The organism is Shewanella sp. 10N.286.45.A1, from assembly GCF_041470405.1.
In the GTDB taxonomy this organism is placed as follows: domain Bacteria; phylum Pseudomonadota; class Gammaproteobacteria; order Enterobacterales; family Shewanellaceae; genus Shewanella.
On the sequence record NZ_JBFRMK010000048.1, the window covers coordinates 1 to 21,267 of the forward strand.

The 21,267-nt window shown below is 44.3% G+C and carries 14 protein-coding genes and 1 pseudogene; 7 read left to right on the forward strand and 8 right to left on the reverse strand.

Annotated elements, in window-relative coordinates:
* Positions 1–75: 75 nt before the first annotated feature.
* A pseudogene (locus AB4238_RS04270) lies at positions 76–361 on the reverse strand (IS110 family transposase); the annotation flags it as partial.
* A 206-nt stretch (positions 362–567) separates the two neighbouring features.
* Between AB4238_RS04270 and AB4238_RS04275 the strand changes: the two are divergent.
* Positions 568–1,698, forward strand: a complete 1,131-nt coding sequence (locus tag AB4238_RS04275) for a hypothetical protein (protein ID WP_372031630.1) — start codon at positions 568–570, stop codon at positions 1,696–1,698.
* A 952-nt stretch (positions 1,699–2,650) separates the two neighbouring features.
* On the opposite strand, the gene yiaY is transcribed toward AB4238_RS04275, so the two are convergent.
* A complete protein-coding gene (gene yiaY / locus AB4238_RS04280; protein WP_372031633.1) occupies positions 2,651–3,799 on the reverse strand; it encodes an L-threonine dehydrogenase in 1,149 nt (382 codons plus the stop codon).
* Between the two features lie 447 nt (positions 3,800–4,246).
* Here yiaY and malQ point away from each other — a divergent pair, with 447 nt between their 5' ends.
* Genes malQ through AB4238_RS04310 form a run of 6 tightly spaced genes read left to right on the forward strand, consistent with a single transcriptional unit; the run spans position 4,247 to position 16,652 of the window.
* A complete protein-coding gene (malQ, locus tag AB4238_RS04285) occupies positions 4,247–6,586 on the forward strand; it encodes a 4-alpha-glucanotransferase (protein WP_372031635.1) in 2,340 nt (779 codons plus the stop codon).
* Positions 6,579–8,831 carry a 1,4-alpha-glucan branching protein GlgB gene (gene glgB, locus AB4238_RS04290; protein ID WP_372031637.1) on the forward strand — a complete coding sequence of 751 codons (2,253 nt, stop codon included), beginning with the start codon at positions 6,579–6,581 and terminating at the stop codon, positions 8,829–8,831. Before malQ ends, glgB begins: the two co-directional genes overlap by 8 nt.
* A gap of 3 nt (positions 8,832–8,834) precedes the next feature.
* Positions 8,835–11,060, forward strand: a complete 2,226-nt coding sequence (glgX, locus tag AB4238_RS04295; RefSeq protein ID WP_372031640.1) for a glycogen debranching protein GlgX — start codon at positions 8,835–8,837, stop codon at positions 11,058–11,060.
* Entirely contained in the window at positions 11,057–13,585 is a 2,529-nt protein-coding gene (locus AB4238_RS04300) for a glycogen/starch/alpha-glucan phosphorylase (RefSeq protein ID WP_372031642.1), read from the forward strand. Before glgX ends, AB4238_RS04300 begins: the two co-directional genes overlap by 4 nt.
* Before the next feature lie 55 nt (positions 13,586–13,640).
* The gene (gene glgC, locus AB4238_RS04305; protein ID WP_372031644.1) at positions 13,641–14,906 is read left to right on the forward strand and encodes a glucose-1-phosphate adenylyltransferase; all 1,266 of its coding nucleotides are present in this window, start codon (positions 13,641–13,643) and stop codon (positions 14,904–14,906) included.
* A gap of 3 nt (positions 14,907–14,909) precedes the next feature.
* Entirely contained in the window at positions 14,910–16,652 is a 1,743-nt protein-coding gene (locus tag AB4238_RS04310) for a glycogen synthase (protein WP_372031646.1), read from the forward strand.
* A gap of 64 nt (positions 16,653–16,716) precedes the next feature.
* On the opposite strand, the gene AB4238_RS04315 is transcribed toward AB4238_RS04310, so the two are convergent.
* The 6 genes from AB4238_RS04315 to AB4238_RS04340 form a co-directional block, all read right to left on the reverse strand.
* Positions 16,717–17,190, reverse strand: a complete 474-nt coding sequence (locus tag AB4238_RS04315; RefSeq protein WP_372031649.1) for an NYN domain-containing protein — start codon at positions 17,188–17,190, stop codon at positions 16,717–16,719.
* A gap of 119 nt (positions 17,191–17,309) precedes the next feature.
* Positions 17,310–17,489, reverse strand: coding sequence for a hypothetical protein (locus AB4238_RS04320; protein ID WP_372031652.1), 180 nt, complete (start codon positions 17,487–17,489; stop codon positions 17,310–17,312).
* Positions 17,490–17,773: 284 nt separating this feature from the next.
* Positions 17,774–19,267 carry a hypothetical protein gene (locus AB4238_RS04325; RefSeq protein WP_372031655.1) on the reverse strand — a complete coding sequence of 498 codons (1,494 nt, stop codon included), beginning with the start codon at positions 19,265–19,267 and terminating at the stop codon, positions 17,774–17,776.
* 538 nt (positions 19,268–19,805) lie between these two features.
* A complete protein-coding gene (locus tag AB4238_RS04330; protein WP_372031657.1) occupies positions 19,806–20,036 on the reverse strand; it encodes a hypothetical protein in 231 nt (76 codons plus the stop codon).
* A gap of 71 nt (positions 20,037–20,107) precedes the next feature.
* Positions 20,108–20,458 (reverse strand): hypothetical protein, encoded by a 351-nt coding sequence (locus AB4238_RS04335; RefSeq protein ID WP_372031658.1) that lies wholly within the window; start codon positions 20,456–20,458, stop codon positions 20,108–20,110.
* A gap of 259 nt (positions 20,459–20,717) precedes the next feature.
* Positions 20,718–21,203, reverse strand: a complete 486-nt coding sequence (locus AB4238_RS04340) for a VOC family protein (protein ID WP_220735864.1) — start codon at positions 21,201–21,203, stop codon at positions 20,718–20,720.
* Between the last annotated feature and the right edge of the window lie 64 nt (positions 21,204–21,267).

The following is a 21,267-nucleotide window of genomic DNA, read 5'->3' on the forward strand; positions in this document are numbered from 1 at the left end:
TAGCTCCTAGCTCGTTATGTTGTTGATTATCAATGGCTGGCTAGTAATAATTATTTTGGCTAGTAATAATTATTTACGCTGACCAATAGCACCTGTAAAGCGTTTAACATGAATTGGGTTAGCGATGACAAACGGTAACTTTGATTCAGCGCAAGCCATTATAAAAGACATTTTTAACCGACCCGTCGCTTCAATCACAATCCGTTCGAATTGATACTTTTTTAGTTGTTTAAAAGCTTCTTTTATCCCTTTATCATCATTGGTTACGCTAAAAATGACCTACAGGACGGATATAAATATCCAGCTGAAACTTGCCAGTATCTACACCTACGTTAATGTTTTGATTAGTTTTTGAATTCATAATAAGCTAACTCTTGCTTGCTAATGTGGGTTCGAGACCCAGTAGACTATTCGAGTATTTTGCTTGGAGTCCTTTGTCGCGTTCGTTCTTGTTATCGGTCTCTCAATAGAGAAGTCATCGTTCAATCGAACTACGACAAGGAAAGCTTTAGTTGCAGCTAAAGCCTGAGTCTCACATACCCGAAACTGGACAGTATTGTAAATCAGGTGGGTTTATTATCCATACAAGTCATTCAAGTAGGACAAAAAACAGGTGGTTTTGTGAGTAGTATTAAATGTGGTTATATAAAAGTAACAGTTCCAGATGATGGCATATTTTACATACAAACTGATGGATTTATACCGCTTAGCTCAACAGAACTAATAAAAAAAGATCGAACTAATTTTGACTTAAGGCCAAGGGTTGTAAGCGTAGAAAAAGAAGGCCATAAAAAGGATGTTGATAATTTAGTAAAAACATTCCCTGTTAAATTTGAAGAAAGTTTGAATGTTTTTGCATTAGTTGAACATGGTTGGCTACCTCCACCTCTTGCTCTATCTGATGTATATTTATGTGACCGTAATGTGATTTCTTCATTTGAGCAAGTTCAGTCTGGGAGAAAATCAGATGATTATTCATCTGTTTGTTGGTGGTTTTCATTTTTTGATTCTGCAGGTGACAATGTATTTATTGAAATGAGTAGTGTTTTTTCTGCCCTTGAAGGAGAGTTTAGAAAGATTCCAACCTTTGAAGAGTTTGATGATTTATTAAACCGATCTAATGAGATTATAAGTAGTCAACTGAAAAAAGTGACGTTAACCGACCTTAGTTCTTCGTATAAGAAAGGCATCTATGACTTTTTCTTTAATGGTAATTATAATCGAGAAATGGATTTTCTACTGTCAGTTGTGCCTAAAATAACAAGGTCGGTTTCTAAACTAAACCGAAGATTAGTGTTGGATGAAATAATTGAAAAAGCGCGACTCTTTGGTTTAAAACCATTTTCTCATGTTTTAGTCTTATCAATATCGTGTTTATTCGAAAGTCCAACATCAAACTTTAAGTTTGCACGAAAAATATTAAAACCTTCCCTCAATTATACAAGAGAAGATGGGCATAATTGCTTATCTGATATTATCTTTATTAACCTTTTGCTTTTGCATAAGTATTTTGTAAACAAAAGCAGTGTTGCAGTAACATCTGATCTCGCATTGGCATATTATTGGTCTACGGTTACACCTATTGTTAGCTATGATTGCGAGAGTTTTAGTTACATGCTCAAAATCAGTGATAGTGTGTTTGAGGATGCAAATACCGATGATTTCTCATACATAATGGATGTGATGTCGGATTTATAACAAAGCAATTAAGGTGATTACACTCGGCGGTTTTGGTACGGAGTTCGGTGCGCTTTGCTGGTTTAGTGGGGTACACCTTGTTGCAGGCGTTACCCCATATCGGCTTGCCATAGCTTTCCTAATGCCAAGAGTCATTTTCAGAGCTTAAGCTCTAACGCATTTCTGTCCAAAAACGAGTTATCGACTAAGATGAATTTTGCTAGAAAATCATCTGAATTGGACTGTGTAAGCTTCTAAATCATGGATGATTTATCAGAGCCTATAGGGATATATTCAACGGCATTAAGCTTGCAAAAGCTTAATGCCGTTGAACTGCATTTGATTGCTATATATCACCTTAACCTCGGTACTGACCTATAAACTCTTTGCATTACCACATTTTTGTCCAAACCTATCCTAACTATTTTGCTGTTAGCATGTTCTTCTTGCACGCGGCCCGGTATCAATCAGAGTGATGTTATTCACTGTCAGCAGTAGACTGACTGTATTAAAGCAATAGCTAAAATCATGGATAAATAAGCTGATACTTTGTTGAGAGGGCTGCATAAGTTGAATGGTAAATGTTAGGGTGCGATGCGATAAGAGTGGGCTATCAGAAAGGAAAAACCCACTCCGAAGAGTGGGCTTTAAAGCTTGCTTTAACTTTTGCAGGGAAAAAGCGAACACTTTAATTATATCGCAATTGCAGTAATTTGTATTCAGTATTACTACCAGAAACGGCCTGTTTATGGGCTTTGACTGGTATTTTTGAAGATTTATCACACAAATGTATCAATTTGTTCAAACTCTAAAGCGCTTCGGATCAAATACCTCAGTAAAACTGACGGTATCCTTGTCTTGTTATCGCGCTAAAGTAGCCTTTAGCAATGAAAGATAGCAAGCAACATCAAGGGAGCGATGACACGCTTGCTATCCGTTCACCTTTTACTAAACAGACTTTGTTGGTGTCTAATTACAAAGCGTTAGTAAAGATCTGGCAGATCTCTTCATGAGTCGCTTGCTTGGGGTTAGTGAATCCACAAGCATCTTTAAGTGCATTATCTGCAAGTGTTGGGATATCTTCAGCTTTAACACCTAGTTTAGTGAGGTTCTCTGGGATCTTCACTGCAACTGAAAGTGCTTTAATCGCTTCTAGTGCTGCGCTTGCGCCTTCGGCATCGCTCATGGCGCTCACATCCACACCCATTGCCTTAGCAACATCTTTTAAGCGCTCTGGTACCACTTGTGCGTTGTAAGCTTGTACATGCGGTAGTAGCAATGCATTACATACACCGTGTGGTAGGTCGTAGAATCCACCTAGTTGATGCGCCATAGCATGTACATACCCTAAGCTAGCATTGTTAAATGCCATACCTGCTAGGAATTGTGCATAAGCCATTTGGTCACGTGCTTCGATGCTCTGACCGTTTTCTACCGCTTCAACTAGGTTACCCTTGATGAGCTCAATCGCTTTGATTGCACAGGCATCTGTAATTGGGTTTGCAGCGATTGAGACGTAAGCTTCAATTGCGTGAGTCAGTGCATCCATACCGGTTGCAGCAGTTAGGCCTGCAGGCTTAAGAAGCATTAGCTCTGGGTCATTAACAGAGAGCAGTGGTGTGGTGTTTTTGTCAACGATGGCCATTTTTATGTGGCGTGCTTCATCGGTGATAATACAGAAACGAGTCATTTCACTCGCAGTACCCGCTGTGGTGTTGATAGCAACAAGTGGTAGTTGTGGCTTAGTAGACACATCTAGCCCTTCGTAATCTTTAATGCTGCCGCCGTTGGTTGCAACTAATGCAATACCTTTAGCACAGTCATGAGGAGAGCCACCGCCAAGAGAGATAACAAAGTCACAGTTGTTTGCTTTAAGCAATTCAAGACCTGCAACAACGTTACCAGTAGTTGGGTTTGGTTGAACACCGTCGAATACAACTGAAGCAATATCGTTGCTTGCAAGCTTGTCAGTCACTTGAGCTACTAACCCAATTTCAACTAACGGCTTGTCTGTAACAATTAAGGCATTTTTAAAGCCCAGAGTTTTGATATCACCAATCGCTTCAGTAACCGCATCTTTACCTAAGACATTGACAGAAGGGATGAAAAATTTAGCAGCCATAAAATCCACCTATAAGCTTAATGTTAAAGTTTGTTATCTTTTCTGGTAATTAAAGTACCAACACTTGTGGCGTAAAGGTGTGACCTGGCTCTAAATTAGCCTCAAATGTAGTGTAAATGACTTCAAAACTAGATCCAGGTAGCTAATTCTGTAATTTTACGACATCTGCGGGTGTGGCTAATGGATACAAGCATTATTTCGGCTGGGTTTATGTGCTTTATTGATGCAAACTCTGCGCATTTATCGTGCAATCACAAAGTCGGTTAACGCTATTTGTCTGCTTTTTACTGATAAGGAGGAAATCTATATTTTTATTTAAGCTGCTGATTTTCATCAAAAGCGAATTGTCACCCCAATGAAATAAAACTGTCTTCAAGCTGTTACTTGTTATTGGCATGGTTACTGCTCCATCTAGAGAGTGTATTGCTAAATTCAAGGATGAGAAGCATGGGGCTAGAAAAGTTACTGTATTTGCAAGGCGTTGGTGCTGAGTTTGTCAGTTGTAGTGGCGAAAACATCGTGACCCCAGAGCAAGATCGCATTGGTATTTTACGTTGTATGCTGGCTGGATCTGTACAAGATAGCGACGAAGCACAGATATCAGCGGAGCAGATAGCTGAAAAAACTTATCAACTTGATGCGATGCCTTGGACTCAAGCGTTGCCTCTGTTTCAGCATACAAGTGTAGATAGCCCCGAGTTGAGTGTGTTCCTCCCTATTAATAGTGGCTCGCGGCTGATGATTGAGCTGCAGTTAGAGAGCGGTGAGCAGTTTCTGTGGTGTATTAATACTGCTAAGTTTGCTGCTAATCCTCATATTGCCAAGGTTACCGGTCATTACCATGTTGATGGCTGCGACTATTTACACTATCGACTTTTGATCACCCAAGCATTGTTAACGTCTGAGATTAGCTGCGGTTCATTGCAAATGCCGTATATCGGTCTGGGCTACCACAGGGTACGCATCAGTGATGAAGCTGAGTTTGGCTTAGCCAACTGTGAGTTTGTAGAAGGTCAGTGGTTAGTTGCTCCCGTGATGAGTTACCAAAGCGGTAGTAATCGCTCACTCAGTGATAACCGATTATGGGGGCTCAGTATTCAGCTGTTTAGCCTTCGCAGTGATACGCAGTGGGGTATTGGTGATTTTGCCGATCTAGCAGCACTCATTGAGCTGGTCGCTAAAGAGGGCGGCAGCTTTATTCAGCTCAACCCTTTACATGCTTTGGATATTGCTAACCCACAAGCATGTAGCCCTTATAGCCCCTCTGATAGGCGCAGGCTTAACCCGTTATATATTAACTTCGAGATGGTGCCCGAGTATTCACAGTTATTCTGCGAAGCACAGCTTAACGCTACCGGTGAAACAGCATCAGAGGTGGCCATAGAATTAGAAGCAATCAAGCAGCAGGTTAATAGTGCTGATTGGCTCGATTACCAGCTGGTAAGCCTACATAAATACCGGGTTTTTAAACTGCTTTATCGGCAGTTCATAGTTGCTCATGTTGAGACTAATAGCGCAAGAGCGCAGCGTTTTAGCCAGTTCATTATTGATAATGGCGATAGCTTGCGGCAGTTTTGTGAGCAGCAACTTCACGATACCGCCGAGCAGAGCGAGTTTTCTGGGTTAGATTGTCGCTTTTTTGCTTACCTGCAGTTTGTCGCAGAGCAGCAATTGAGCCAATGCCAGGCTCAAGCAAAGCAATTGGGAATGGTGATTGGATTGGTACGCGACTTGGCGGTTGGGGTGGCTTCCAATAGCGTTGAGGTTCGAGCAGATAACAGCCCTTTTTGCCAACATGCCAGTATTGGTGCGCCGCCGGACCCCTTTGCTCCACAAGGGCAAAATTGGGGCTTAACACCCTATGACCCTATTGCGCTAAAACACACCGGCTATCAGCATTTTATCCAGTTATTACGTAGTAATATGCAATCTTGCGGTGCCCTACGAATCGACCATGTTATGTCGCTACTGCGTTTGTGGTGGTGGCCACGGTCGAAAAGCTTAGGTAACGGCGCCTATGTCTACTATCCGCTTGATGCGTTATTGGCTATTTTGTGTATTGAAAGCCAACGTGCTCAGTGCTTAATTATTGGCGAAGACTTAGGTTTAATCCCTCCTGAAATTGTTAGCAAACTCTCGGCTGCGGGCGTGTTATCTAACGACCTATTCTACTTTAGCAAAGACGGTGAAGGTTTCACTGTGCCTGCAAACTATCCAGCACACAGCTTAATGATGTTGGCTAATCACGATGTTCCACCGTTATTAGCCTGGTGGCAAGCTGATGACTTGCAGCTCAGGCGCAGTATTGGCCTTATCGATAATGATGAATTGCTGCAATCTCTGATGTCACAGCGTGAGTTTGATAAACGGCAGTTATTGGATTTGCTGCAAGCACAAGGTCTGCTTGACGGTCGCGGTGTAACCAGCATTCATTACCCTGAATTACTTAAGGCATGGTTAGCAGTCACCGCTGCGGGTAATGCGCAGCTTTTTAGCGTGCAACTTTGCGATTTAGTCTCAGATAATCAACCTATTAATATTCCCGGTACCTGGCTGCAATATCCTAATTGGCAGCGCCGATTAGCCGTGTCTTTAACCGAATTAGCAGCAGATAAACAAGTGCAAGGGCTACTACAGCAGTTACAAACTTCTCGTCAGCAAGATGTGGTGACTGAGCGAAAAACTGACACAGACGCAAGAACACTGGCCAATACCAATCACATGGCTTCAACAGCTGCTTCGGACAATTTGTCACTACAACCTAATGGATTAAACCGCTATGACTAACAACGCGCCCGAGTTTCAACATGGTATCGATGTCGCCCTGCTTAACGGTAAATATGTCGATGTGTTTGCACTTTTAGGAATGCACGGTAGTGATGACGGCAAGTCGCTGACTGTGCGCTGCTTTTTGCGTGGAGCCTTGGGCGTTGATGTTATCTGTATGAAAACATCGCGCAAAGTTGCCAGTTTAGACAAGTGTAATGACCAAGGGCTTTTTAGTGGAAAAATGGGCCGCAGGGTAAAACCATTTCTCTACAAGTTGCGAGTTAGGTATCCGTTAGATATACAAGAGATCATCGATCCGTATCAATTTCCGAGCCTGCTTGATGCCGACGATCTTTATCTTTTTGCTGAAGGTCAACAACAGCAAAGTTACCAATTTTTAGGGGCAAACTGGCAGGTTAATCAAGGTGTAGCTGGGGTGCAGTTTTGTGTCTGGGCACCGAATGCTCAGCGAGTATCACTGATTGGCGACTTTAACCATTGGGACGGCGCTGTAAATGTGATGCGCCAACACCTTGCTAATGGACTGTGGGAGATTTTTATTCCCCAAGTGAGTGCGGGTGCTTATTACAAGTTTGAGATAATTGATGTGAATGGACAATGTATCGAGCGAGCTGACCCCTACGCTAAAGCGATGCAGAGTGCTCCTGGAAATGCCTCGGTAGTGCCTGAGCAAACTCAATATGTTTGGCATGATAAGCAATGGCTGAAACAGCGGTGTGACAAAGTTTGGCATCAAGCGGCGATGTCGACCTACGAAGTGCACTTAGGTTCTTGGCGCCGACAAGGTGAAAGTGGCGCTGATTACTTAGATTATGCCCAACTAATCAAGCAGCTTATTCCCTATGTGCTTGAAATGGGCTTTACCCATATACAGCTTATGCCGTTAAGCGAATATCCATTTGATGGTTCTTGGGGTTACCAGCCTGTAGGGCTTTATGCTCCTACCTACCGTTTTGGTGATGCTAACGGATTGAAAGCCTTTATTGATGCCTGCCATCAAGCTGGAATTGCGGTATTACTTGATTGGGTGCCGGCTCACTTCCCTAAAGACCCACATGGTTTAAAGCAGTTCGACGGTACGAGTCTTTATGAGCATGATGATCCTCGCCAAGGCGAACACCCTGATTGGGACACTCTCATTTATAACTATGAGCGCGGTGAGGTGCAAAGTTACCTGTTGAGCAATGCTTGTTACTGGTTAAAGGAGTTCCATTTTGATGGCTTAAGGCTTGATGCTGTGTCGTCGATGCTTTACTTAGATTACAGCCGCGAAGCGGGGCAGTGGTTACCCAATGCGTACGGTGGCCGCGAGAACCTAGCCGCGATTAGCTTTTTACAAAACCTTAATCAACGCGTGTATCAAAGCTTTCCTGGGATCTGCATGATTGCCGAAGAGTCCACGGCTTGGCCGGGGGTGACTCATATCATTGATAAACCTTTACAGGCAGAAGAGAGCGGGCGAACACAGCAAAACCTTGGTTTCGGTTTTAAGTGGAACATGGGCTGGATGAATGACAGTTTAGGCTATTTAAGCCGCGACCCTATTCATCGTCGCCATCATCACCATGAATTTAGCTTTAGCCTTGTTTATCAATACACCGAGCAGTTTATCTTGGCATTAAGTCATGACGAAGTGGTGCATGGCAAAGGTTCTCTGCTACACAAAGTGCCCGGCGACGACTGGCAAAAGTTTGCGACTTTACGGGCGTATTACGGCTTTATGTGGGGGCATCCGGGCAAGAAACTACTGTTTATGGGCGGCGAGTTTGCCCAGCGTGACGAATGGGATCACGATGCAAGCTTAGACTGGCATCTACTGCAATACCCACCGCATTTAGGCATGCAAGCGTGGGTAAAAGATTTAAATAAACTATATAAAGCATCTTCAGCACTGTGGTTAAAGGACAACGAACCGAGCGGTTTTAGCTGGTTAGATTGTGACAATGCCGACTCGAGTATTTTCAGTTTTATCCGCCACGGTGATGATCCATTGGCGAAAGCTAGTGATGAATTGATTTTCATCGTCAACATGACCCCTGAGGTGCATCACGGCTTTAGAGTAGGCCTGCCTCACGCTGGTGAATATCGCGAAAAACTTAACAGTGATAGCGCATTTTATGGTGGTAGCGATGTGGGTAACCAAGGGGGTATCAATGCTGAGGTTTATGCATATCAAGGCTTACCTTTTAGTGCGCTGATCACAGTGCCGCCGCTAGCCTGCCTTGTTATTGGTAAGGGCTAATTGATGCGTAATACTGCTGGCAGACCTTATCCACTTGGAGCGAGTGTCGATGACGTTGGCGTTAACTTTGCCCTGTTTTCTGCCCATGCCACTTCAGTCACTTTGTGTATATTTGATGCAAGTGGCGAGCATGAAATTGCGCGCTATCCGATGCTGCAAAAGAGTCAGCAAGTTTGGCACCTGCATTTGGCAACCGCTGATAAAGCATTGGTTTATGGTTATCGGGTTGATGGTCCGTTTGCGCCCCATTCTGGCCATCGCTTTAATGCCAATAAGTTGCTACTTGATCCCTATGCTAAGCGTTGGGTTGGTCAGTTTATTGAGCATCAAAGCCATTATGGTTATAGCGTCGATCACGCCCTAGAAGATTTCTCCTTTGATGACACTGATAACGCAGCCTATATGCCTAAATGTCAGGTGGTTGATACCTCTGTTTTAGCGCCTATAGCGCCAGTTGTTAAGTCGGTAGATTCTCAACCTATTGCAGCGAATGATCTTAATGGTCATGTCATCTATGAGATGCACGTTAAGGGGTTCACTCAGCAATGTGCTGATATTGATAGCGCCAAGCGTGGGACATACTTGGGCTTGGCAGAGCCAAAGGTATTGGATTATTTAGTCGCTCTTGGAGTGACTTGCGTCGAACTCTTGCCGGTTCATGGTTTTATCAGTGAAGCATTTTTACAAGATAAAGCGTTGAGCAATTATTGGGGCTACAACAGCCTGAGTTTTTTTGTACCTCACGGTCAATATGCAAGTCATGCGGTATCTGCGCCCGATGAGATCACTCAGTTCAGAACCATGGTGAACTCCTTGCACCAAGCTGGCATCGAAGTGCTTTTAGATGTGGTTTATAACCATACTGCAGAGGGGAATCGTCTCGGGCCAACGCTTTGCTTTAAGGGCATCGATAACCTCAGTTATTACCGCTTACACCCAAGCGATAAGCGTTTTTATATCAATGATACCGGCTGTGGCAATACCCTTAATATCAACCATCCCAGAGTATTGCAGCTGGTAATGGATTCATTGCGCTACTGGGTTGAAGTGATGGGAGTAGATGGCTTTAGGTTCGACCTGGCCAGCTGTTTAGGGCGTGAAGCGCACGGATTCGATAAAGGCGCAGGTTTCTTCGATGCGCTACAGCAAGATCCAGTGCTTAGTCGGGTCAAGCTGATTGCTGAACCTTGGGATATCGGCCCTGGAGGTTATCAACTTGGAGGTTACCCCCAAGGTTGGAGCGAATGGAACGACCGTTTTCGGGATACAGTACGGCGCTTTTGGCGCGGTGACTTTGGCATGCTACCTGAACTTGCCCGCAGGCTTCATGGCTCCAGTGACTTGTTTGAACATGCTAATAGAGATGCTGACTCTACGGTTAACTTTATCACCAGCCATGACGGTTTTAGCTTGAATGACATCGTCAGATATAGCCAAAGGCACAATGACCTAAATGGCGAGCAAAGCCGCGATGGCCATCAAGAAAACTACAGCCACAATTATGGTGAGGAGGGCGAAAGTGATAATGCCGCACTTAACGCATTACGGCAACGCCAGGTGCGTAACATGCTCACCACTTTACTGCTGTCCCAAGGTGTTCCTATGTTACTTGCTGGTGATGAAGTCGGGCATAGTTTAAAGGGAAATAACAACGCCTATTGCCAAGATAATTCAATCAACTGGCGTGACTGGAACGATACCGCAGAGCAGCAAAGCTTGCTTGATTTTGTGCAGCGGCTTATTGCCATCCGTAAACGATTCGCCGCGCTATACACTCAACAATTTATCCATCAGCCTGCATCAAACCACGGCGCTGGCCTTAGTTGGTTTTGTCGAAATGGCGAGCCCATGACTAAAGTGCTTTGGAGTGACGCTCATACCCGTAGCTTAAGTTTGGTGCTTACTGGCGGCAACCCTTCAGAGCCTACGCAGCAACAAGCGTTGCTGTTAATGCTTAATGCGGATGAACAAGCGCTTGTTTTTACCACACCTGATATCGAAGGTTTTGAGTCTTGGCAATGTCTGCTGCATACCCAGTCAATAGACGCTGAAGGCGCTCAATCAATGGACGTTGAAAGCTGGCAGGTTGAGCCCACAGTACAAAGTGAGTCGCCACTAGCTGCAGTGGTTTCTGCTTTATCCGCTGCCAATAACGCCTGCCAAACTTACCCGCTAAAAGATCGCAGTTTAATGTTGTTTTCCGCCCAGCTAAAAGGATCAACCCCATGACAACACCGGTAAAGCCGACTCAGCCTAAAGCTAAATCTAAGCAAGCGACATCGGCCAAAAAAGTGCCGAAGAAGGATGCCGTGAGCAATAACGGATCTGCAGCTAAGCACCAGTGTGAGCCCTGTGATGCGTTCCATCTGGTGATGGCGCGGCATGTTAGCAATGGCCTGACTCGAGATGAACGAGATAAACAAGATCTGTTTCAAGCGTTGGCCACTACAGTCAAGGAGCAGATGCTCACGGATTGGCGTCAAACTCGTATTGATGATGTCTCGCAAGGGCGAAAGCAGGTTGCTTACTTATCACTTGAGTTCTTAATGGGACGCTCGCTCGGCAATGCGTTACTCAATCTTGATATTGAGCAAACCACCCGCGATGCATTGCAAGAATATGCGGTCACCATAGAGGATATTGAACAGCAAGAGCACGATGCTGGGCTAGGCAATGGCGGCTTAGGGCGCTTGGCTGCTTGTTTCTTAGATAGTTGCGCCACTATGGATTTGGCGGTGACTGGTTACGGTATTCGTTATGAGTACGGCATGTTTGCTCAAAAGCTGGTGGATGGTTTTCAAGTAGAGCGCCCTGACCGTTGGCTCAGAGAGGGCAATCCATGGGAAGTGAGAGCCGCCAACCACAACGTTAAAGTGCCATTCTTTGGTCGTACTAGCAGTTATATCGACCGCGACGGACGTAATAATGTCACTTGGACTGATACCCAGGATGTACTGGCCGTAGCTTACGACATGCCTGTTCCGGGCTATAAGAATGGCCGTATCAACACCTTAAGACTATGGAAGGCGGAAGCAACCGATGATTTTGATTTAACAGAGTTTAATCAAGGGGATTATAGCGAAGCCGTTGCACGTAAAAATATGGCTGAGCAGATCACTATGGTGCTCTACCCCAATGATGCTAGCGAGAATGGCAAGGAGTTGCGACTACGGCAGCAGTATTTTCTCTCATCTGCCAGCTTACAAGATCTGCTCAATACTTGGGTTAATCAACATGGCAACGACTTTAGTGACTTCGCCAAGTTAAATGTGATGCAGCTAAATGATACCCACCCAGCTATCGCCATTCCTGAGCTGATGCGCTTGCTGGTGGACCAGTATTTTCTTGAGTGGGATGAGGCATGGCAGATAGTGAATCAAACCATGGCTTACACCAATCATACCTTGCTACCTGAGGCATTAGAGCGCTGGCCTGTAAGAATGATGCAACATATGCTGCCGCGCATCATGGAGATAATCTTTGAGATCAATGCCCGTTACCTTGAACATGTTGCCCATCAGTGGCCGGGAGACGCTAGCAAACTTGCCGATATGTCGATTATTGAAGAGGGCGGTGAGCCTCATGTGCGTATGGCATATCTGGCCATTGTTGCCAGCTTTTCAGTTAACGGTGTCGCAGGGTTACATACCCAACTTTTGACTTCAGGACTGTTTCGTCATTTCTATCAACTGTGGCCACATAAGTTCAATAACCGCACCAATGGCGTGACGCCTAGGCGCTGGCTTGCTCAATGTAACCCTAAGTTAAGTGCATTGCTGAGTAAGCGCTTAGGTGATGAGTGGATAACGGATCTTAGCCATCTAAATGCGCTAAATGCTTTTACTGATGATATTGGGTTCATCAAAGAGTGGGCCGCAGTCAAGCAGGCTAACAAAGCCGAGTTACAGCAGTTGATAAGTCGCGAGTGTGGTGTCGAGTTCGATGCTGAAATGATGTTCGATGTGCAGGTTAAGCGCATTCATGAGTATAAGCGGCAGCTACTCAATATCTTACATGTTATCCATCTATATCAGCAGATCCGCCTAGGCAAGACCGACGATTTAGTGCCTCGTTGTGTGTTAATCGGCGGCAAAGCAGCCCCCGGTTATGCCATGGCAAAGCTACTGATAAAACTGGCGAATAATGTTGCTCACATGGTCAACTCTGATGCGGTAGTGAGTCAATACCTCCGGTTTGCATTTTTGCCTAATTATAACGTCAGCGCGATGGAGAAAATCTGCCCCGCAACAGACTTATCTGAGCAGATCTCAACCGCAGGCAAAGAGGCATCAGGCACAGGTAACATGAAGTTCATGATGAATGGCGCGCTGACAATAGGCACCTTAGATGGCGCCAACGTTGAGATGTTAGAAGAGGTCGGTCATGAGAACTTTTTCCTGTTTGGCCTTAATGCCAATGAGGTGGCAGCCCTTAGATTGAACTATCAACCAGACTCATTTATGCCGCCGTTAAGCGCACTGTCTGAGGTGATGGAGCTATTAGAGAGCGGCCATTTTAATCTGCAAGAACCTGATATTTTCGACTCAATTATCGCCAGCATTAAAAGCCCTAATGATCCCTGGATGACAGCCGCCGATTTTGAATCCTATCGTCAAGCCCAAGTTGATGCTGCAAACGCTTATAAAGATCAGATGAGTTGGACACAAATGAGTATTAGAAACACCGCTGCGAGTGGTCGTTTTTCGAGTGATATGACAATTGCCGGTTACCGTGACGAAATTTGGAGAGCATGATGCGCATTCAGTTGAAAAACCATGTAGTTAACGCACGTTCAAGGAGAGAGCTTATATGAGTAATAATCCACGCTACATCAGTAATTTGACCCGTGATACCTATGCAATTATTTTAGCTGGCGGACGCGGTTCTAGGTTACATGAACTCACGGACTGGCGTGCTAAGCCTTCACTCTATTTTGGTGGTAAATTTAGGATTATCGACTTCCCTTTGTCGAACTGCATTAACTCGGGGATCCGTCGTATAGGTGTGGTGACTCAATATAAATCTCACTCGCTTATACGCCACGTTATGCGCGGCTGGGGACATTTTAAAAAAGAACTGGGGGAATCGGTTGAGATTCTGCCAGCCTCTCAACGTTATTCGGAAAATTGGTATCAAGGCACTGCCGATGCGGTATTCCAAAATATCGATATCATTCGCCATGAGCTACCTAAGTACGTGATGATCTTATCGGGTGACCATGTTTACCGTATGGATTATGCGGGCTTACTGGCAACCCATGCGGAATCTGGCGCTGATATGACCGTTTCTTGCTTAGAGGTGCCAACACCTGAAGCTGCGGGAGCATTTGGGGTGGTTGAGGTCGATGATACTGGCAAGATTTTAGGCTTTGAAGAGAAACCTGAATTACCTAAACATCTGCCAGAAGACCCTGAAAAGTGCCTCGCCTCAATGGGAAACTATGTGTTTAACACCGAGTTTTTGTTCGAGCAACTTAAGCGTGATGCGCAAAATGAAGACTCAGACAGAGATTTTGGTAAAGATATCATTCCGTCGATAATCGAAGATCATCAAGTCTACGCACACCGCTTTAGAAGTGTCTTCCCTAACGAGGAAGCTTACTGGCGTGATGTGGGCACTTTAGACTCTTTTTGGCAATCGAATATGGAGTTGTTGTCGCCAACACCTGCACTCAATCTCTATGATGCCAAATGGCCTATATGGACTTACCAAGAGCAACTTCCGCCAGCAAAGTTTGTGTTCGATGATGAGGATCGACGCGGCATGGCTCTCGACTCTATTATCTCTGGAGGCTGCATCATCTCTGGCGCGACAGTGCGCCGTAGCGTGCTATTTAACGAAGTGAGAGTGTGCTCTTACTCTTCGGTTGAAGATTCGGTGATTTTGCCTGATGTGGTCGTGCTACGAAATTGTAAGATTAAAAATGCCATTATCGACCGCGGCTGCATCATTCCCGAAGGAAGTGTCATTGGCTATAACCATGATCACGACCGCGCTAAGGGGTTTAGAGTGTCAGAGAAAGGGGTGGTACTGGTGACTCGTGACATGTTGGGATTGCCTGTGGGGTATGAATAGACCATGGCGAACCAATACCAAGCGCCGAGGAGCGTCAAACAAAATAGGCCGCGAGTATTAATGCTGGCGGCAGAAAATGGTGCCATTGCTGGCGCAAAAGTTGGCGGTATGGCTGATGTTGTGCGCGATCTACCTTTAGCATTGGCACAGCACAATGTGGCGGTGGATGTGGCCATGCCCAGCTATGGATTTTTACAAGATACTATCGCTGCAGAGCTGATCAGTAAGCTTAGAGTTAACTTTGCGGGGCGAGAGGAGCAAATCAGCGTTTATAAGGCGGCCCATCCAAGTCTTGATGATTGCTATTGTTACCTATTCTCACACCCTCTGTTTAATGCTGGCGGTGAGATCTACTCTCAAGGCGATGCATCTCGCCCTTTTGCTTCCGATGCGAGCAAGTTTGCTTTGTTCAGTTTAGCTGTTGCGACAGCATTAACTGCTGATTCACGGGCAATCGAAGCTAGTGAAACAAGCAGCGTGATAATGCCACCGCCAGATATCATCCATCTACATGATTGGCATTGTGGTTTTTTCGCTATATTGCGGGCGTTTGAGCCTATCTTTGAGGCACTCACTGCAACGCCTTGCGTGTTCAGCATTCACAACTTAGCACTGCAAGGGATAAGACCGCTAGCAGATGAGGCGTCATCGTTGGCGGCATGGTTTCCTCAATTGGCCGCCAAGCTCGATGAGCAGCAATTAGCCGCGATAGTTGATCCACGCTATCGCCATTGCGTTAATCCTCTAAGAGCGGCCATCGTACTATCAGATCGAGTACATCTCGTCTCACCAAGCTATGCGACTGAAGTGTTAAAACCTTCGATACCCGAACAAGGTTTTTTTGGCGGTGAAGGGTTAGAGGCAGATCTGCAGGCCAAGCTTGAGCAGGGCGGGGTTATCGGGATCTTAAATGGTTGTATGTATGACACTGATATTGATAACCACCAAGTTTGCCAGTCTTCAGCGCGAGCGAAGTGCTCAGTAAGCGGTTGGCAAGCATTGCTTCTGCAGGCTGAGTCAGCGCTGTTACGCTGGCAGGTGGGTAAAGAGCAGGTTAGCAGCCAACACTTTGTGGCGCAGTCTCGATTACAGCAGTGGCAAAACAGCGCACAGTTGGCGAAGCAGCAATCAGCTCTAGCAGATGAAGCGCCATTCTTAATGACCTCTGTTGGTAGGCTAACCGATCAAAAAGTGATGATTTTACGCTATCGCTTTTCAGGCGCTGCGGCGAATGAAAGCTTTCGCGGTAAGACGGTGCTGCAAGTGCTACTTGAACTGTTAACTTTGTTAAAGCCAAATGGGCAATTTATTTTACTCGGCAGTGGTGATAAACAAATAGCGCGTGAGTTCTCTGATCTAGCCGCTCTACATAACAACTTTGTGTTTCTTGATGGCTATGATGAGCAACTCTCCTCCTCGTTGTATCAATCTGGCTCGCTATTTCTGATGCCAAGTTCGTTTGAACCGTGCGGTATTAGTCAAATGTTAGCGATGCGAGAAGGCCAGCTGTGCTTGGTCAATCATGTCGGTGGGCTTAAAGATACGGTGCAGCATATGGAAACAGGCTTTGTCTTTGAGGGAAGCGACATGCATGAGCAGGGAGTAGCGCTAATTTCAAGTTTTGAAGCGGCGCTAGCGCTTCACGGTAGTGACAAATGGCGTGCAATGGAGTTGTTAGCAAAGCAGCAACGCTTTGATTGGCAAAGCCAAGCGAAGCAATATGTAGACCAGCTTTACTGTCTTTAATGCATATAACACACAGCTTTTAGTTTACTAGGGGCTGTGTGCTATCGGCTTTAAGCCGTAGCAATTAGAGCAGTAAGCTGTCGTCAATTTCATGGTATTGACTGGCTGAATCGATCAAGGATTTAGCCGTTAATCCTGGCACGCCATAGACTTGAGTCTCAACACCATATTTCTGATAAACTTTTAGCATTAGCAGATCAAAGTCACCGTCACCCGAGAGCAAAATGATGCTATCGACTTCGCCGGCGGCTTCCATGATGTCGATAGTAATTCCGACATCCCAATCACCTTTAGCTGAACCGTCACTGCGTTGGATAAATGGCTTAAGTTTGACGTCAAATCCGATATGCTTTAGCGCATCTTGAAACTTTAGTTGACCGTCATCGCCTCGATGAATCGCATACGCAGTTGCGTTTGTTATTTCGCCTTCGTAGCCAAGATGTTGCCATAGTTTTCGGTAGTTAAATTGGCGACCATAGGCTTGGCGGCAAGTGTAGTAAATGTTTTGAACATCAACAAACAGAGCGATTTTTTTCACAAAGAGTCCATAATTGGCAAGTAGCCTCAAGACAATACATGAGCTAGCGAGTGGAGTGAAGTGTTATGCAGCCATTTAGTCGGTGGAAGGCGTAGGGCTTTGATTGAAATTAGCCGCAGTTAAACCCAAACGTCGATGCTTGTTTCGAGGTCAGCGAGATTTTCTTGGCGGCGCTCATATGCTGCAAGTTGCGGTTTTTCAGTGATATCTTCGGGTTCAGGTCTGCGTCTATCAACTAAAAACTGACCATTGACATTGATTGTTTCAATCACTCTTGAGGGCATAGAGGGCTTTATCATTTGCATATCCTTTGCTGGTTGGGTGAAAGAAAACTTAGTTTCAAGTTGTTATCAATACAGTTAATTATAGTCTGTAGTGAAGATACTGCTTGAGTGATTAGTTTTTATAGCTTTATTGTGGCTGGGTTTTAGGTTTAAATGCTGCTTTATTAGCCTTTAACTGATTAATTGTTTTATGTGATTCGAGCGTCTAAATGTTTTACATCGGTGTTGATAACGGACAAAAAAAGGACGCTACATAGCGTCCTTTTTATTGAGTGCAGTGAGCTAACTAAAGCGATAAGTTAGTTTTTGCTGTTTGACACCATAGTGCTGTTTGTCCCAAGGATAGTCTGATGGGCCGCGGTCTTTTCAGCTAAGGTCAAAATGGATCCGTTTGTGTCAGTGAAATTTGGCACTATTGGTGAGTCTTTAGCTGCCGTTTGTATATTCATTGACTCGGCCATCATATAGCTAAGTGCTTGTGTTAAGTTATCTGATTTTGTTAGACCAACTTCGATACGATTGTTCTCACTCGGATCCATGATAGCCACACTGCTGTTCATCAACACTTGTTGCGCACTCGGTACAGCATAGATAGATTGGTAGAAATTACGACCGCCAATAGTTGCTGTCGACCGGACTTGGGTGCGCTGCAGATCAAAGTCATTGGTGCTGAAGCTATCCGTATCGATACACAAGTCTGCAGATGTCTCTGCACTACAACTGCTAGTAATAGCTATGTCATTAAAGTCATACATTTCTGGCAGCACATTTACAATGGCACTATTACTGCCATCAAGTGGCATGTAAGAGTGATAGTGCCAGAGGTAGTTTGTTTCAGTCCCGGTAAAGTAGGCAGACCATTGCTGCAGGGTGCTGCTGCCATCGACGATAGCAAACTCTTGGTTATCTTCAAAAATTGATTGCCATAGATATGTCTCTTGATTGCTAACCATATAAATGGCGCTATCTTGGCTAATGCTGAGGTTACTTTCTGACGCCCATGGTTGGTAGATTAAGTTTTCACTCGTTAATGGTCTGGCGACAATTGAGCCAGGATTATTGCTATCGTAGATATACCCAGACTGGATTAAGCCGTAATGACTCATGATAGTGGCATTGCCGCTATTATCATTTTCATAGGCGGTGACGAGTACCTGCTTTTTAGCGGGCAGTTCAGACTTAACCGGGATATGTGAAGAGATGCTATGGCCGTCAACATCTACTCCATAACTCGATTGATAATAGCTAATGTTTTTCTCTTGAAGCACTGATACCGCTGCGCCCTTAACGGTCTCTACAGGCAAGTCTTGGCTACCTTTAAAGCAGCTGGCGCCAATTTGAGGTTGGCGAACATTAAGCACTAGATCAGACAGTAACTCTTTTTGTACAGTGAACATGTAGACGTCGGCGTTACCGCCTATGCCGCCATCAACCTCTTCCAGTGACACGTAGCCACCGTCAGGCACATTGGCACTATCAATGGTTACGATGCCAGTGCTTGGTACATCAGCAGCTTTAATTGTGTGTTTAGCTATTACACTACCGTCGCGGTTATGAAATAGAATGTTATAGCCATAAAGTGCAATCGATGCAGTGATGACTTTCTGCGGTTCTGCAATAGCATTGTCGTAAATGACACAACTTTTAGCGACATCACTTTGGTTTGCTGCATAGAGGTTGATTATTTGCCAGTCGTATTTAGGGGCTGGTTCTGGTGAAGATGAGCTATCACTGCTGCCACATGCTGCTAAGCCTAATGCGATTGATACTGCTAAAGAGAGTTGTTTTTTCACCAGTTACACCTTAAAAAAGTTACGTATGTTTTATATTGCACTGTTATTAGCAAATACTTGGCCAGCATTACGAAATTACCAAGTAAATATTGCAAAAGAATTTTCTTGTTAAGTTATTGTTCTAGAAGGTTTGCTTGGAGTAGGTGTTGAGCGAGGTTAATGTTTTGCTTTTGGTGTGTTTCGAAGCTTTACTTTACAATGTCGCCTTTGCTTTTAGCGTGTGTATCAGTTTGTATGCTGGTTACTTTTGACGGGTTGGTTGTTTATTTTGCTTAAAGACAGAAAAATGACACCCGAAGTATTGGTTGAGTAAAAGGTCAGTGCAAAACCAAATACTCTTGCAGTACCTTGGTTATAACCTTTGAAAAACAATATTCGACCTATTGCGAAAGCACGGAACATAATGGTACTGCAGATAATCAAGTGTTGGGAATGAGTATGAGTATGCACCATGCGCTGTATGGCAGTAGCAATTACAACTTGCTCCAAGGTGTTTATTAGTGGGGTTGGTCAATTTGTGTGGTGGTTCTGTGTAGGGTTATTTTTCTTTACCATCATGTTCACTGTCTGAATTATGCCAACTCGACTCTTTAGTATTAATCCAAGCATTGTTGTGTCTGTTAGACTTCGATGTTGTGCAAGAAAATAAAATGGCAGCCCCTATAGTTAATGCACTTATTGGCCACAGCAAGCTTATTGATTGCACTGCTAACTCGACCACTGCGAAAAGAATAAGCCCAGCCGCTATGATTATTTTAAGACTTTTCATATTGCCTCCCTGCAATTTGATACCGAAATCAATATAACGGACTTACACTTTTATACCAATAATTTTTAACGTTAAAAATCAACCTGCCAGTATGATGTAACACTATGATTATTCGATAATGGAGTCCATGTTTCTCTGCTAGATTGGTAAGTTAATTGGTACAGTACTTTAGGCGTTTTTTTGTAAGGTACGCTGATAACTCCACAAGAGAAATAGTTGTCTTCGGGAAAATGTATGTAAGACATTTTTCTTTGACTATAGTGGTTAAAAAACTTGTCGTTATCAATTGTCTCAAACATAGATGCATCGATAGAGGCGATTTTTTGCTGCAACAGATGGCTGAAATCATCCGCTGAACTCGCTTGAAAACTAAAACTAGAACTAAAACTAAAAAACAAACTTAAAAATAAAATCTTTAGCATAGGTTCCTTCTTAACTATTTACGCAGTCACTTGCTGCTTGCTGTAAATTTAACGCAAAAATATAACAATGATGTCAGTTAGACTACATTAGTTTTTCCTATTTTGGCTAGTCATCAGGCTTGTTAGAGGCTTAACTTTAGTGGCTAGAACGAATTAAGGTTAGTTTTATTACGGATATAAAAAGGGCTGGCAAATAGCCAACCCTTTTCCTGAAAAGTATTATAGCGTTACTAACTTCTCATGTTAATTAGCAAACTGTTTACTCGTAATCAGACGCGTAGGTTTCTTCATATGTATGCGAGTACAGTTCAAACAGGTTGCCAAATGGGTCTTCTAGGTAGACCATTTTAGCTTGCTTGCTATCATCTTCAGGGTGATAACGCATGATGTCCATACGCACTTTCCCGCCTAGCTGCTGAGTGCGTTCGATAACACCGTGGAAGTCATCTGTTTGCAAACAGAAGTGGAAGATCCCAATACGTGAGAAGTCGACTTCATGGCGCTCTTGGCGCTCTTTCATTTCAAATAGCTCTACGCCAATACCGTCGGTAGTCACTAAGTGAGCGATATTGAAACCTTTAAAGCCTTCACCAAATACTGCTACGCACATTCTACCGATTGCGGTTTCGCGCTCTTCTTTAACTTGAGTGTTGCCCATGACGACTTTAAGACCAAGTGCTTTAGTATAAAACTCAACGGCTTGGTCCATATTGCCAACCATGATGCCTATATGATTCATTTTCATAACTTACCCCAAATTCTGCTGTGTAATGGCTTGTTTGTTTCGATGGAAGAAGTATAGGGGGAGT

Bases quoted from the DNA above. Each gene is read 5' to 3' on its own strand.
- yiaY (WP_372031633.1), bottom strand. From the start codon at position 3,799: ATGGCTGCTAAATTTTTCATCCCTTCTGTCAATGTCTTAGGTAAAGAT.
- malQ (WP_372031635.1), top strand. From the start codon at position 4,247: ATGGGGCTAGAAAAGTTACTGTATTTGCAAGGCGTTGGTGCTGAGTTT.
- glgB (WP_372031637.1), top strand. From the start codon at position 6,579: ATGACTAACAACGCGCCCGAGTTTCAACATGGTATCGATGTCGCCCTG.
- glgX (WP_372031640.1), top strand. From the start codon at position 8,835: ATGCGTAATACTGCTGGCAGACCTTATCCACTTGGAGCGAGTGTCGAT.
- AB4238_RS04300 (WP_372031642.1), top strand. From the start codon at position 11,057: ATGACAACACCGGTAAAGCCGACTCAGCCTAAAGCTAAATCTAAGCAA.
- glgC (WP_372031644.1), top strand. From the start codon at position 13,641: ATGAGTAATAATCCACGCTACATCAGTAATTTGACCCGTGATACCTAT.
- AB4238_RS04310 (WP_372031646.1), top strand. From the start codon at position 14,910: ATGGCGAACCAATACCAAGCGCCGAGGAGCGTCAAACAAAATAGGCCG.
- AB4238_RS04320 (WP_372031652.1), bottom strand. From the start codon at position 17,489: ATGATAAAGCCCTCTATGCCCTCAAGAGTGATTGAAACAATCAATGTC.
- AB4238_RS04330 (WP_372031657.1), bottom strand. From the start codon at position 20,036: ATGAAAAGTCTTAAAATAATCATAGCGGCTGGGCTTATTCTTTTCGCA.
- AB4238_RS04335 (WP_372031658.1), bottom strand. From the start codon at position 20,458: ATGCTAAAGATTTTATTTTTAAGTTTGTTTTTTAGTTTTAGTTCTAGT.
- AB4238_RS04340 (WP_220735864.1), bottom strand. From the start codon at position 21,203: ATGAAAATGAATCATATAGGCATCATGGTTGGCAATATGGACCAAGCC.